Annotated in this window: 12 protein-coding genes and 1 pseudogene; 6 read left to right on the top strand and 7 right to left on the bottom strand. The window is 66.0% G+C overall.

The window, feature by feature from the left end; all coding sequences use genetic code 11:
• The first annotated feature begins 73 nt into the window (after positions 1-73).
• From B4I46_RS02360 to B4I46_RS02350, 3 genes are all read left to right on the top strand, one after another.
• Positions 74-2,869, top strand: coding sequence for a TonB-dependent receptor (locus tag B4I46_RS02360; protein WP_253086463.1), 2,796 nt, complete (start codon positions 74-76; stop codon positions 2,867-2,869).
• 1 nt (position 2,870) lies between these two features.
• Complete coding sequence (locus B4I46_RS02355) at positions 2,871-3,971, top strand: cytochrome-c peroxidase (protein WP_286898457.1); 1,101 nt, start codon at positions 2,871-2,873, stop codon at positions 3,969-3,971.
• A 105-nt stretch (positions 3,972-4,076) separates the two neighbouring features.
• Positions 4,077-4,628 (top strand): NADAR family protein, encoded by a 552-nt coding sequence (locus tag B4I46_RS02350; protein ID WP_054916411.1) that lies wholly within the window; start codon positions 4,077-4,079, stop codon positions 4,626-4,628.
• 19 nt (positions 4,629-4,647) lie between these two features.
• Here B4I46_RS02350 and B4I46_RS02345 read toward each other — a convergent pair whose 3' ends face one another.
• Positions 4,648-5,544 (bottom strand): LysR substrate-binding domain-containing protein, encoded by an 897-nt coding sequence (locus B4I46_RS02345; protein ID WP_054916410.1) that lies wholly within the window; start codon positions 5,542-5,544, stop codon positions 4,648-4,650.
• Positions 5,545-5,739: 195 nt separating this feature from the next.
• Between B4I46_RS02345 and B4I46_RS02340 the strand changes: the two are divergent.
• A pseudogene (locus B4I46_RS02340) lies at positions 5,740-6,734 on the top strand (D-cysteine desulfhydrase family protein).
• Here B4I46_RS02340 and B4I46_RS02335 read toward each other — a convergent pair.
• The 6 genes from B4I46_RS02335 to B4I46_RS02310 form a co-directional block, all read right to left on the bottom strand.
• The gene (locus tag B4I46_RS02335) at positions 6,677-7,873 is read right to left on the bottom strand and encodes a flavin-containing monooxygenase (RefSeq protein WP_286898455.1); all 1,197 of its coding nucleotides are present in this window, start codon (positions 7,871-7,873) and stop codon (positions 6,677-6,679) included. The pseudogene B4I46_RS02340 and the gene B4I46_RS02335 overlap by 58 nt on opposite strands.
• Positions 7,866-8,420, bottom strand: coding sequence for an OsmC family protein (locus B4I46_RS02330; RefSeq protein ID WP_100634133.1), 555 nt, complete (start codon positions 8,418-8,420; stop codon positions 7,866-7,868). The genes B4I46_RS02335 and B4I46_RS02330 overlap by 8 nt, the downstream gene beginning before the upstream one ends.
• Before the next feature lie 77 nt (positions 8,421-8,497).
• Positions 8,498-9,265: an ABC transporter ATP-binding protein gene (locus B4I46_RS02325; RefSeq protein WP_043863934.1), complete on the bottom strand. Its 768-nt coding sequence runs from the start codon at positions 9,263-9,265 to the stop codon at positions 8,498-8,500.
• Positions 9,262-10,095 carry an ABC transporter permease gene (locus B4I46_RS02320; RefSeq protein ID WP_078481402.1) on the bottom strand — a complete coding sequence of 278 codons (834 nt, stop codon included), beginning with the start codon at positions 10,093-10,095 and terminating at the stop codon, positions 9,262-9,264. Before B4I46_RS02320 ends, B4I46_RS02325 begins: the two co-directional genes overlap by 4 nt.
• The gene (locus B4I46_RS02315) at positions 10,092-11,168 is read right to left on the bottom strand and encodes an ABC transporter substrate-binding protein (protein ID WP_052504310.1); all 1,077 of its coding nucleotides are present in this window, start codon (positions 11,166-11,168) and stop codon (positions 10,092-10,094) included. The genes B4I46_RS02320 and B4I46_RS02315 overlap by 4 nt, the downstream gene beginning before the upstream one ends.
• Positions 11,169-11,325: 157 nt before the next feature.
• Positions 11,326-11,904: a TetR/AcrR family transcriptional regulator gene (locus tag B4I46_RS02310; RefSeq protein WP_286898449.1), complete on the bottom strand. Its 579-nt coding sequence runs from the start codon at positions 11,902-11,904 to the stop codon at positions 11,326-11,328.
• A gap of 235 nt (positions 11,905-12,139) precedes the next feature.
• On the opposite strand from B4I46_RS02310, the gene B4I46_RS02305 reads away from it, so the two are divergent.
• Both B4I46_RS02305 and B4I46_RS02300 read left to right on the top strand, forming a co-directional pair.
• Positions 12,140-12,640: a sigma-70 family RNA polymerase sigma factor gene (locus tag B4I46_RS02305; protein ID WP_043863930.1), complete on the top strand. Its 501-nt coding sequence runs from the start codon at positions 12,140-12,142 to the stop codon at positions 12,638-12,640.
• Complete coding sequence (locus B4I46_RS02300; RefSeq protein ID WP_088514350.1) at positions 12,640-13,587, top strand: FecR domain-containing protein; 948 nt, start codon at positions 12,640-12,642, stop codon at positions 13,585-13,587. Before B4I46_RS02305 ends, B4I46_RS02300 begins: the two co-directional genes overlap by 1 nt.
• The last annotated feature ends 109 nt before the right edge of the window (positions 13,588-13,696 follow it).

Here is a 13,696-nt window from a genome sequence, read left to right as displayed (position 1 = left end):
CCGCCGAGTTAATCGTACAGATTCTCATTTACAGGCGCGTATCGTTCGCGCCGCACGGGGAGTTCACCAGAGCATGTCCATTCGCACCCAAGAGTCGTTGCAGGGTCGTCGGCGCAGTGCGCGCCTGCTGTTGCTGTCAGTGGGGCTGGCAGTGTCGTTGCCGGTGCTGGCCGATGACGAGCCGGCGCGCCACAGCATCGATATCGCGCGCCAGCCGCTGGGCTCTGCGCTGATGGCGCTGGGGCAGCAGACCGGCCTGCAGATCAGTGTCGAAAGCCAGTTGCTGGGCAACCTCAGCGCCCCGCCGGTGCGTGGCGAGCTGAGCGCCGATCAGGCGCTGGCGATCCTGCTCAAGGGCAGCGACCTGGAATGGGTGCATATCGGCGACGACGCGCTGCTGCTGCAACGGGTGGTGCGTCCGCGTGCCGACCAGATCCAGCTGGAAAACACCAAGGTCCGCGAACGGGCGCTGCTGCCACAGGGTGAAACCCATATCGATCGCGAGCTTATCGAGGCAATGCCGGCCGGCAACGGCGACATCACCAGCCTGCTGCGTAGCCACCCCAACGTTCAGTTCGACGACAACCAGCTCAGCAGCAAGACACCCGGAGAAATCGCCCCGGCCAACATCAGCATCAACGGCGCGGCGTTCTACCAGAACGCCTTCCTGGTCGACGGCATCAACATGAACAACGACATCGACCCGGCCGAAGACCGCGTGCAGTTGCTGGACAGGGTGCCGGGGCGCAGCCAGGGCCTGGCGCTGGACACCGACCTGCTGGAGAACATCACGGTTCTGGACAGCAACGTGCCGGCCGCCTATGGCGGCTTCAACGGTGGGGTGATCGACGCCCAGACCCGCGCCCCGACCAAGGCCCTGCACGGCAAGTTCTCGGTACAGACCACGCGCTCGGCCTGGACCAAATACCACATCGACGAGACGGAAGAGCAGCGCATGGAGAACTCCGGCTCGCCCGACGAGCAGCCCGAGTTCGACAAGGTCATCGTGCGCGGTACCTTGCAAGGCCACCTGACCGACACCTTCGGCCTGATCGGCAACTTCAGCCAGAAGCGCTCGACCATTCCGCTGAGCCTCTACTCCTACAACAACGTCGAAGAGATGGGCTATCACAAGGAGAAGCAGGAGCGGCGCATCGACAACTACTTCCTCAAGTCGGTGTGGCAGGCCAGCGACCGGCTCACCGTCGAGACCAGCGTGACCCACGCGCCCGAAGAGAGCCATTACTTCCGGGCCAACGTCGCCAACTCCGGCTATGACAACAAGGTCGGCGGTACCCAGTTGAACCTGCGCACCGTGTGGGACGGCGACCTGGCTCGCGTCGAACAGACCCTGGCCTGGAGCCGCCAGGAACAGAGCCGCACCTCGGACTCGGCCGACTACTGGACCTGGCGCAAGTCGACCACCAAGGACTGGGGCATCGGCAGCAAGACCACCGCCAACACCCTGGAGGGGGGCTGGGGCGATATCGAACAGCAGCAGCGCACCTGGCAGTACAAGCTCAATGCCGACTGGCGCAGCTTCGACTGGCTGGGCGCCATTCACCGCCCGCAGACCGGCCTGGAGTTCTCCCGCCAGTACGTGCGCTACGAGCGCCTCACCGACAGCAGTACCTACGTGGCCCCGGCCGCCACCAACAGCTGTACCAACAGCGCGGGGGTGACCGATTCCGTTGCCTGCAACATGGGCGAGACCGTCAGTGGCTGGGCCGGCCAGTACATGAAGAGCCGCACCCGCTATGCCCCCGGCGAATTCGATTTCACCACCACCACCTGGGGCAGTTGGGTGCAGGACGAGATCACCCTGGGCAAGCTGACCCTGCGCCCCGGCGTGCGCGTGGACAGTGACGACTACATGGACAAGACCACCTGGGCACCGCGCTTCTCCCTGGAGTACGACGTGTTCGGTGACCGCACCACCTTGCTCAGTGCCGGTGCCAACCGCTACTACGGCCGCAGCGTCACCAGCTGGCAGTTGCAGGACGGGCGCAACCGCCTGCGCTTCAACGAAACCCGCGCGAGCCTCGACAAACCCTGGGTGACCAAGTCCAACGGCAGCAACCAGACGCTGTTCAATCAGCTCGACATCCCCTATGACGACGAGCTGATGCTGGGCGTGGTGCAGCAGTGGGCCGGCATCGAGTACGGCCTCAAGTACGTCAACCGCAAGGGCCGTGACCAGGTGGTACAGGTGTCCGGGCGCACCCTGGGGCAGCCGTCCACCGACCCTGACCTGGCCAGCAACTACACCACCTACACCAACGACGGCAAGAGCGAGACCGACACCTACACCCTGACCGTGACGCCGATGCAGCGCTGGACGCTGCTGGGCACGCAGACCGGCGGCCAGCTGGCGCTGAACTGGACCGACAGCAAGGCTTCCTCGCCCAGCTACGTGCAGGCCGACGACACCTACTACCAGAATGACGTGATCCAGTACCAGGGCAGCTTCATCAACTACCAGGACCGCCCGGCGACCAACTACAACCGACCGTGGACGGCGCGCCTGACCACCATCACCGACATCCCCCAGGCCAACCTGCAGTGGAGCAACTTCTGGCGCTACCGGGCCGGCTACAAGCGCATCGGCGACACCGGGCGCAACGTCGATTACAGGGGCACCTCGGTGGATGTGTGGGAAGAGCAGAAATTCGACGCGGCGCTGACCTGGGACACGCGTCTGGGCTGGCGTATCCCCACCGCACGGGACCAGGCCATCTTCGTCAACGTCGACGTGTTCAACGTGCTCGACAAGAAGTCGGTCAATGCCAACGCCACGGTCAACAGCAATTCGGTGTCGACCTATGAAGTGGGTCGCCAGTACTGGCTGGAAGTGGGGTACACCTTCTGAGATGCGCCTGTTCCTGATTGGCATCGCACTCATGCTGGCCAGCCCGGCCCTGTGGGCGCAGCACCACGCACCCCTGTGTGCATCGGCTGATGCGGCCTGCCTGCGCGAGGCCTACAGCCGCCCGCCGGCACACTGGCCGGCGCCGCAGGTGGACGCCGGCGTGGCCTGGCAGGAGCTGGGGCCACTGCCCGAGCGTGCACCCTCGCCTGCGCACAACCCCTACACCGAACAGAAGGCAGCGCTGGGGCGCACGCTGTTCTTCGACCCGCGCCTGTCGCGGTCGGGGCAGATCGCCTGTGCCTCGTGCCACGAGCCGGACCTGGCGTTCGCCGATGGGCGCCGGGTGTCGTTCGGGCATGGGCGTGCGCCAGGCCGGCGCAATGCGCCGAGCGTGGTCACCAGTGGCCTGGCCCCACTGCTGTTCTGGGATGGCCGCGCCGACAGCCTGGAAACCCAGGCGCTGATGCCGGTCGTCGATCCGTCGGAAATGGCCTTCAGCGTCGACGAACTGGTGGCCCGGTTGCGTGCCAGCGCCGATTACCCGGCACTGTTTGCCGTGGCGTTTCCCGGGCAGGCGCTGGGTGCCGAGCAGATTGCCGCAGCCCTGGCGACCTATCAGCGCGATCTGTTGCGGGTCGCGCAGCGCACGCCGTTCGAGCGCTTCCTGCGCGGTCGCACTGCTGCGCTGAGTGACCAGCAGCTACACGGGCTGCACCTGTTTCGCACCAAGGCGCGCTGCATGAACTGCCACTTCGGGCCGGGAATGAGCGACCAGCGTTTTCACAATGCCGGCCTGACGTTCTACGGGCGCAGCCGCGAGGACCTTGGTCGCCATGAAGTCACCGGCCTGGCCGCGGACGTGGGGCGTTTTCGCACCCCTTCGCTGCGCCTGGTGAGCCGCACCGGCCCGTGGTTCCACAACGGTTTCGCCAGCAGCCTCGATCAGGTGCTGGCGTTCTATAACGTGGGCATGCCGCGGCCGGTGCCGAAGGCTGGGCAGCAGGGCGATCCGCTGTTTCCTGTCACCTCCGCACAGTTCGAGGCGCTGGGGCTGGACCGGGTGGAGTTGAAGGCGTTGAAGGCATTTCTGGAGGCGCTGTGAGCGGGTGCTGCATTACGCGGTAGTATCACCGTCCTGGCCGGCAGGCACCGTTCGGTGCTGCGGCCGGATGACCGTTGCAATGGTGTTATTGGAGAGGCAATCAGCGTGAACGATTCACAGATGCTCGAGGACCTGGTGTCCCGCTACCTGGCCGGCGAAAGGCCCGAGTTCGTATTCTTCTGGGGCCATCAGGTGAGCCGCAAGGGTGTCACCGCCTCGTGTTTCAGCCAGTGGTACGTGGCGCCGTTCGAGGTGGACGGGCAGTCGTACCAGTCGGCCGAGCACTACATGATGGCCGAGAAGGCGGCGCTGTTTGGTGATGAACAGACGCGGGCACGGATTATCGAGGCGACCGATCCCAATGCGGCCAAGGCACTCGGACGCCAGGTGCGCGGGTTCGACGAGGCGCGGTGGGCACAGGAGCGTTTCGCGATCGTGGTGCGGGCCAACCAGGCCAAGTTTTCCCAGAACGCGGAACTGGGGGCCTTCCTGCAGGGCACCGGCACGCGGGTGATCGTGGAGGCCAGCCCGGTGGACCGGGTGTGGGGGATCGGCCTGGCGCAGGATGACCAGAACGCCCACCGGCCGGACCGCTGGCGCGGCCTGAACCTGCTGGGCTTCGCACTGATGCAGGTGCGCGACGCGGCGCAGGCCTGACGGCCCGCCGGCCCTGCGATCAGGGCTGACTCGGCAAGCCGAGCCGCGCCTGGATGAACGCGACGAAGGCAGTGAGCTTGGGCAGTGACTTCTTCGAGCGTGGATACACCATCTGCACCGGTTTGTGGGCCGGTACATACGCCCCCAGAATGCTCACCAGCTCCTTGTTCGCCAGCGCGGCGGCCACCAGAAAGTCCGGCTGCATCAGGATCCCGCTGCCGGCAATGGCGGCCTGCAGCAGTACCTGGCCATCGTTGCTGCGAAGCACCGCCTGCTCGGGCCAGAACACCTCTTTGCCAGCCTGCTTGAGTGGCCAGGCAAAGCGGTTGTTCCAGGAGGTGTGGGTGAGGATTCGGTGGGCGTGGAGCGCCTCCGGTGTTGTCGGCTCGCCGGCCTTCTCGAGGTATTTCGGGGCGGCGCAGATCACCATCTGATAGGGCGGCAGGGGCTGCGAGACCAGGTTGGCGTCAACCAGCTCGGCGATCCTGAAGCCCAGGTCGAAGGCACTCTCGTAGAGGTCCACCACCTCGTTGCTCAGGATCAGCTCGACCTGAACCTGCGGGTAGCGCTGCATGAACTCGGTCACCAGCGGGCCGACCAGCGATACCCCCAGTGTCATCGGCGCGGTCACCCGCAGCAGGCCACTGGGTGCGTCGCTGGAGGCTTCTACCCGGTTGTAGGCGTAGGCGACCTGCTCCAGGGCGGTCCTGGCCTCGGCATAGAAGATGCGGCCTTCGCCGGTTATGGTCTGCCGGCGTGTGGTGCGTTGAACCAGCCGGGTGTTCAGGGTTTTCTCAAGGCTCTGGACATGCCGCCCCACCATCACCGCCGACATCCCCAGCGCGGCAGCCGCCCCGGCAAAGCTGCCGGCTTCGACCACGGCAACAAATACTTCCATCTGCCTGAGCTTGCTCATCGAGTGATCCGAGAGGTGATGATTACTAACGTTGAGTGAGCCAATTGCTAACCTGGCGTGCGTTTATTGCGCTTTAGTTTATCCCTATAGTCCGTGGCATTGAACCAGAGCACGAGGTGTCATCCCATGCGACATGTACTGAGCCAGGCGCTGGGCGCATTCGCGCGCGCCGATCTGCTGCAGGGCGCCACCGGCATACAACGCGCCGAGCGTATCGAGCACCATCTGGGCCTGCCGGCCATGGGTGTCGGCCTGTACCTCAAGCGCGATGACCACATGCTTGTCGGCGGTGGCGGCAACAAGCTGCGCAAACTGGAGTTCCACCTGGGCGAGGCGCTGAAGAACGGCGTCGACACCCTGATCACCGTGGGCGGCATTCAGTCCAACCACGCGCGGTTGACGGCCGCCGTGTGCGCCCGGCTGGGGCTTGAATGCGAACTGATCCTCAGCCGTGCGGTGCCCAGGGCCGATCGCGATTACGAGCTCAATGGCAATGTGCTGCTCGACCAGCTGTTCGGGGCCAGGGTGCAGGTGCTGGACAGGGGCGCCGATGCACTGGCAGCGGCCGAGGCGCGCGCGCAGCAGTTGCGTGCGGCAGGTCGCAAGGTGCTGGTCATTCCCACCGGCGGTTCCACGCCGCTTGGCAGCCTGGGCTACGCCCGTTGCGCCGAAGAGATCGTGCAGCAGGAAACCGCGATGGGCGTGCGATTCGACGAGGTCGTGGTTCCCAATGGCAGCGCCGGCACCCATGCCGGGCTTGCGGCGGGGTTCGAGGTACTGGGGCGGGGTGCGGCGAGCGTCAGGTCCTGGTCGGTGCTGGCCGACCAGCAGACCGCGGCGGCCACGACCCTGCAGTTGACTCGCCAGGCGCTGGCCTTGCTGGGCCATGCTGCAGCCTCGATGCGAGTGCGATCAACATCGATGGCAGCCAGTTGGGCGAAGGCTACGGGCTGCCGACCCAGGCCATGCTCGAAGCGGTGCGCCTGATGGCGCGCTGCGAAGGTGTGCTGGTGGACCCGGTGTACTCGGGCAAGGCCTTCGCCGGGCTGCTGGCCGACCTGCGACAGGGCCGCTATCGCCGCGGCGATAACGTGCTGTTCATCATGACCGGTGGCACCCCGGGGCTTTACGCCTACAGGGAAACCTTCGCCGAGCCGGTGCAAGGCGCCAGTTGCGTGGCGTCGAGATAGCCCTTGACCGCCCTTGCCACGCCAGGCGCCTGCAGGCCGATTTCGCGCAGTTGCCCGCTCAAGGGGTTGCGGTAACCGATGAAGAACAGGCCCCGCGCAACGCTCGACTGGCCGTCGTCATCCACGGTCGGCTTGCCGTCTGCCGTGAGCGCCTCGGGGTACTGGATCAGCGCCTCCAGGCCGGTGGTGTAGCCGGTGCCCGCAACGATCACGTCCATGCGCAGCGTGCAGCGCTCGGTGCGGTCGATGCCGGTGTGGGCCACGGCGCCTTGCTCGTTCAGTTCCAGCAGCGGGCCGACCACCTTGATGCGGCGCTGTTTCAGGTCGTCGATCACCGGCATGAACAGCGTCGGCGTGACACTGCCCAGCCCGGACACGCCCTGTGCCGGTGGTGGCAGGCCGTAGGCCGACAGGTCGCCGACCCAGCGCCGCGACAACCAGCTCAGCACCGCGTCGCTCGCGCGGGGCGGTAGCCGACGGATCAACGTACCCAGTGCCGCCAGCGGCACGCCGAACAGGCTCTTGGGCAGAAAGTGCGGCGCGCGCCGCACCGACAGCGTGACCGACGCGGCATGGGGTACCAGGCGGCTGGCTATCTCGCAGGACGAATTGCCGCTGCCGACCACTACCACGTGCTTGCCGGCGTAGGCACGTGCATTGCCGAAGTGCGCAGCATGCACGATCTGCCCGGCAAAGCGCTGTGCCTCCGGCCACTGCGGGATCGACGGTACGCACGAGGTACCGGTGGCGACCACCAGCGCCGGTGCGCGCCACTCGCGGCCATCACGACAGCGCACCTGCCACATCGATTGCACCTGAAGGTAGCCGACCGATTCCACGTTGCACCCGGTCAGCACCTCGAAGCCGCCCCGGGCCGGCAGTGACGCCAGCACCCGGGCCAGGTCATCGCGGCTCGGCCAGCGGCCTGCCGCCCACGGAAAGCGCCCGCCCGGCAACCCGGAAAACCAGCGCCCGGTGTTCAGGCGCAGGCCGTCATAGTGGTTGCGCCACACGTCGCCCACGGCCTGCGTGCGCTCCAGCACCAGCGGGCGCAGGCCGGCGCGTACCAGCTCGTAGGCGCAGGACAGCCCCGCCGGCCCGCCCCCCACCACCAGCACCCTGTGCGCGTTGTCAGCCATGGGTGGCGCCGCCGGTGTGTTGTACCTCCACCGTCAGGGGCACGGGACGCATGATGGTGTCGGGGATCGGCGCGGTCGGCAGCAGCTTGGCCAGCAATGCGTCCACGCGCTCGGGTGATTCCTCGGTATCGATCGACACCTGCACCTGGATGCTTTCAAAGCCCGGGTTGCCGCTGGTCACGCCAAATGCGGCGCGGAAATCCACGCGGCCGCTCACGTCCAGCACCAGTCTGTTGACCTTGACTCCGGATGCCGACAGGCCGCCGATGTAGGTGGCCGCCAGGCAGTTGCCGATACCCGCCAGCAACAGTTCCTGGGGCGTGGCGCCCAGGCCGGCACCGCCATAGGCGCAGGGCTCGTCGCCGTGCAGCACGGCACCGGACTTGACCTTGGTGAGGGTCTGGTAGCCCTCGGTCCACTGCACACTGGTGTGGTAGAGCGGGCGTGCGATGTCACCCTCGCCATCGGCCCGGATGCGTTCGCGAACTGCTCGGCCGGCGTTGGCCTGGAGGCCGTTGATGGTGACGCGGTGGGTGGTTTCACTCATGGTCTGTGCTCTTCAAGGGGCGGCATGGCGGTCGAATGACCGTGTGCCAATCAGTTAATCGGGAGGTCCCGTGTCGACTAGAAATGCTCGGCCAGCCGGGTTTCGTGGGTCAGAAACGCGTCCAGCCGTTCTTGCAGGTCAAGCAGTTGCGCCGAGCGCACCTGGCGCGGGCGCGGCAGGTCGATTTCCAGGATCTGGGCGATGCGGCCGTGGGGCGTGCTGGCCATCAGCACGATACGGTCGGCCAGCAGCAGCGCCTCCTGCAGGTCGTGGGTCACCATCAGCACCGTGGCGCCGCTGGTGTTCCAGGCGCGCAGCAACTGGTCCTGCATCAGGCGCCGGGTCTGTGCGTCCAGTGCCGAAAACGGCTCGTCGAGCAGCAGCAGGCGTGGCTCCAGGGCCAGTGCCCTGGCCAGGGCGATGCGCTGGCACATGCCGCCGGACAATGCCGCCGGCCGGTGCCGGGCGAATTCGGCCAGGCCCACGTCGGCAAGCAACTGCTCGGCGCGCCGGGTGGCCGCTTCACGGTCCAGCCCGCGGTTGAGCAGGGCGATGGCAATGTTTTCCACCGCACTCATCCAGGGGAACAGGTTGTTCTGCTGGAAGATCAGCGCACTGTCGGGCTGGTTGCCGCTCACTGCCTGGCCGTCGTACAGCAGGTGCCCGGTGCTGGGTTGCTGCAGGCCCGCGGCGATGTTGAGCAGGGTGCTCTTGCCGCACCCGCTGCGCCCCAGCAGCACGGTGAAACTGGCGGCCTTGATATCCAGGTCACCCACCTCGACCCGTGTGCCGCCTTCGAACTGCTTGCTCAGGCCACGAAAACTCAGCGTGGCGCCCCGGCTCATGACGCCCACCCGGTGAGGCGGCGTCCGAGCAACAGCATCAGGCGATCCACCACGAAACCCACGACACCAATGGTCATCACACCCACCATCACCAACGGCATGTTGTACATCTGCTGGGCCATGATGATCATGTAGCCCAACCCGGAATTGATTCCCGCCATCTCCCCGGCCAGCACCGCCATCCATGCGCCGAAGAACGCCATGCGCAGGCTGGTCATCGCACTGGGGGCGATTGCCGGCAGTCGCACGCGCAGCCAGATCTGTTGGCGCGTGCACCTCAGGTTGCGGGCGATGTTCAGGTACTGCGGGTCGATGGCATCCAGCGCGGCGACCAGCGACAGCGTCATGGTGCCCAGCACGGCCAGGAACACCACGAACACTGCGGCCTGTCCGCCGATGCCGATCACCGCGATGGTGAAGGGGACCCAGGCCACCGGTGAGATCGGCGCCAGGGTCTGCACCAGCGGCAGGATCAGGCGGCGCAGCAGCTTCACCTCGGTGGTGATCACCGCCAGCAGCAGCGCCACCAGGCTGCCAGCCAGCAACCCGCCGCTGACCCGCAGCAGGGTCACCAGCAAGGCCTCCAGCAAGCCGCTGCGCTGCTGCCCGAAACCCACCACCGCTTCGCCGGAAAACGCATACGGCAGGGTCACGCTAGGCGGCGGGAGCACGCGGCCATCCAGCCAGCCAGACTGCACCGCCAGCTCCCATGCGCCGATCAGCAATGCCCACGCCAGCAGGAACCACAGCGTGTCGCGCAGCGCGTCCAGATAACGCGGGGCACGGCGTGCGTCGGGTTGCCGGCTCAGGGTCAGAACGGCCTGGTTCATCCCGTCACCTGGGCAGCAGGTTGATGACGCAGGTCCAGTACCGCGTCGATCGGGTTGTCGGTGAAGTAGCCCAGTTCGACCAGGTAGCCGGCGCCGCGCTTGAGGCCGGCCACGCCTACCGGGCTGATGACCGGGTTGGGCGCCTGGCGTGCCAGGGCCACCTTGAGCACCTCGTTGGATACCCCGTAGATCGGCTGCAATTGCTGGATGGCGTTGTCGAAGTCGGCTTTCATCGCAGTGGCCGATGCCTGCAGCAGTTCCAGGTAGCGTTTGAGCAGCGGCCCCTGTTCCTGGCTGGTGCGCACCTGCGTGGTGATCACGCAGTCGGCGGCCTCCGGGCCCCACACCGCGTTGGAGTCGCTCAGGTAGCGTGCGCCGGTGGTGCTGACCACGTTCTGGGCATAGGGCTGTGCCAGGGTGCACACGTCGAGGCGGCCGTTGGCGATGGCTTCGCCCATCCCGGCCATGCTCGGGAAGAAGGTCATCTGATAGTCGTTGTAGGATTTGCCGTGGCGCGCCATCGAGCCGTAGCCCACCAGTTCCAGGGTATCCAGGCGCAGGGTGCCGACGCGCAGCCCGCTGCCTGCGGCGGCGATGAATTCATCCAGGCTGGCCACCGAGCCGTTGCGCGCCACCAGTTCGATGCCGCCTTGCCCCGAGCCACCGATGATGCGCAGCTCCTGGGTGCCCTTGGCGTAGGCGGCTGCGGTCATGGTCCAGGGCCCGTGCATCAGTTCCAGGCGACCTGCCAACAAGGCCTGCAGGGCATCGCTTGGGCTGTTGAATTGCGTCAGCTCCACCTGCAGGCCCGCCGCCGCAAAATCACCGCGCAGCTTTGCCAGCAGCAGGTGCGACACGCAGCCGGCGGGCATGTGCCCCACACGCAGCAGTGGCCCGCCGGTGGCAGCTTCGACCTTGCTGGCCGCTGCCAGCAGCGCGGTGCCGGCGGCGCTCAGCGCCAGCATGCCGCAGCCACAGGCGCACATGAACGAGCGGCGGCTCAGGTTGGACTGGAGTGCGGGCGTCGCTTGCGCGCCACTGGTGGAGAACAATCGCTGGAAAAAATCTCTCATCACACGCATCCCAAAACAGGTAGACCGATCGTTCTCGGCAGGCGCGTGAAGTATGTGAGATCTGCGATATAAGCAGAACTATTATTTTAAGATTAGCTTATTCCCCATTGGCATATAGGCGCCGAGGCCTGCACCGGCAGCGGTGCAGGGGGGCGGGCTAGGAGGCTTTCGCTTCGCGCAGCAGGGTCAGCAGGATCGAGCGCGCAACCTGTGCGCTTCTGGCGTTGCGCGAGACCATCGCGGTGGCGATGGCACCGTCGATCAGCAGCGAGATCTGCTGCGCGACCCAGGCCGGTTCCGGCAGCCCGCAGGCCGCGGCCAGTTGCTCGATGCGGTCATGCACCCGATCGAAGTGCGCCTGGGCCAGGTCACGTACCCAGCTGGAAGACTTGTCGTGTTCGGCGACGGCGTTGGTGAACAGGCAGCCGAAGAAGCGCCCGCTGGCGAACCATTCCTCGAGCAGGTCGAACAGAAAGATCAGGCGTTGCTCCGGGTCGTCGGTACGCTGAGGCAGTGCCTGGTCAAACCAGCCAAACCACATCGCTGCCTCGCGATCGAACACGGCACGCAGCAGGTTCTCCTTGGAGCCATAGGTCTCGTACAGCGTGCGCCGCGCGACCTTGGCATCGCTGAGCAGGCGCGAAACGCCCGTTGCGTGAATGCCTTCACGGCAGAACAGCCGCCGCGCGCTTTCCAGCAGGCGCTCGGCGGCAACGGTCGGGGGTGTGCTTTCCATCAAAATCGGTTCCGGCTGAATCAGTTTGGTGCAGAGTGCAACTTAATGGGTGGGGTGTCATCAGGGAAAGTGCTGGAGGTTGGGTTTTCGCGGGCAGGGGGAGGGGGCAGGTGCGTAATTTGCCCTGGGCATCATCAGGCCAGATGCACACCTGGCGGGCGGATTGCCCCTTGCACGAACTGCGCTCGCCCTAAATAATGCGATCAATTACCATTTGCATATTTAATGGCCCCTTATGTCCGCACTCGAGCCTTTGGCACTTCACCAGCTTTATTCCGAACACAACGGTTGGCTGAAAGGCTGGTTGCGCATGCGCCTGGGCAATTCGGCCGATGCGGCGGATCTGGCCCAGGACACCTTCGTGCGGGTCATGACGGCACGCAATGCCGCGCCCATCCGAGAGCCGCGGGGCTACCTGACTGCAATTGCGCGCTCGCTGTTGATCGACAAGTCGAGGCGACGGGCGATCGAGCAGGCGTATCTGGTGGCCCTGGCGCAGAAGCCTGAACCGGTCGAGGTATCACCTGAGGTGCGCTTGTCCATTCTCGAGATGCTGGTGGCGGTCGACAGCCTGCTGGACGGGCTGGGCAAGCGTACCCGGGAGATCTTTCTGTCGGTGCAGTTGGAAGGGCAGACCTATGTGGCGGTGGCCGAACGCCTCGGGGTCTCGGTCACCACGGTGAAGAACCATCTGGTGCGAGCCATGACCGAGTGCCTGCTGCTGGCGGACAACTGATGAGCGCGGCGCTCGATCGTCGGACCCTCGAAGCTGCTGCGACCTGGTACGTGCAGCTCAACGATGCAGGGGTGGACGAGGCTTGCACCCGGGCCTGGCAGCAATGGTTGGGGGCAGATCCTTTGCACGCCGAGGCATGGGCGCGGGTCGAGGCGTTCCAGCGGCAATGGGCAACGGTACCCGCACATGCCGCCCGGTCAGGGCTGGATGCGGCCCAGGCGCAACGCCGCGAGGTATTGAAGATCCTCGGCGTGTTGCTGGCGGTCGGGGGCAGCAGCTGGATGATCGGCAAACCGCTGGCGAACCATGGCCTGTTCGCTCAGCAGAGCACGGGCGCGCGCGAGCGTCGCTCGCTGCGGCTGGACGACGGGTCGCAGCTGGAACTCAACGCCAACACCGCGCTGGATGCGAGCTTCGACGGGCAACTTCGGCTTATCCGTCTTTACCGCGGGGAGATCCTCGTGCAAACCGCCAAGGATCCTGGGCAGCGGCCGTTTATCGTCGAAACCCAGGACGGGCGCATCCACGCGCTCGGGACGCGCTTCAGCGTGCGCCAGATGACGGACCGGACCCGCGTGGGGGTGCTGCAGTCGGCGGTCGAGCTCCGTCCTCGCCGTCACCCGGAGCGGGCAGTGCGTCTGGAGGCCGGTCAGCAGGCGGCGTTCGATCCTGATCGCGCCGATCCTGCCGGTGTCTTGGCACAGGGTTCGACCGCGTGGGTGCAGGGCATGCTGAGTGTCAACGAGTGGCGCCTCGGGGAGTTCATCGACGAGCTGGGGCGCTATCGCCCGGGCGTGCTGCGCTGCGCCGGGGCGGTTCGCGACCTGAGCATTTCCGGAGCGTTCCGTATCGACGATACAGATGCGGTCCTGGAAAACCTGACCCGGACCTTGCCGGTGAAGCTGCGTTACCTGACCCGCTACTGGGTCAGTGTCGAAGCCGTCTGAACCGTCACTGACAGAAAATACGCGGAGCACCTTGCTGATTATGATTCTCATCCGTCAATGACAGGAGCCGCGATGACAGCGGATTTCTGCCAAGACAACAGAAGGATCA

The organism is Pseudomonas sp. UBA7500 (genome assembly GCF_002478435.1).
Taxonomy (GTDB): Bacteria; Pseudomonadota; Gammaproteobacteria; order Pseudomonadales; family Pseudomonadaceae; genus Aquipseudomonas; species Aquipseudomonas palmensis.
This window is presented reverse-complemented; position numbering and strand designations above follow the sequence as displayed.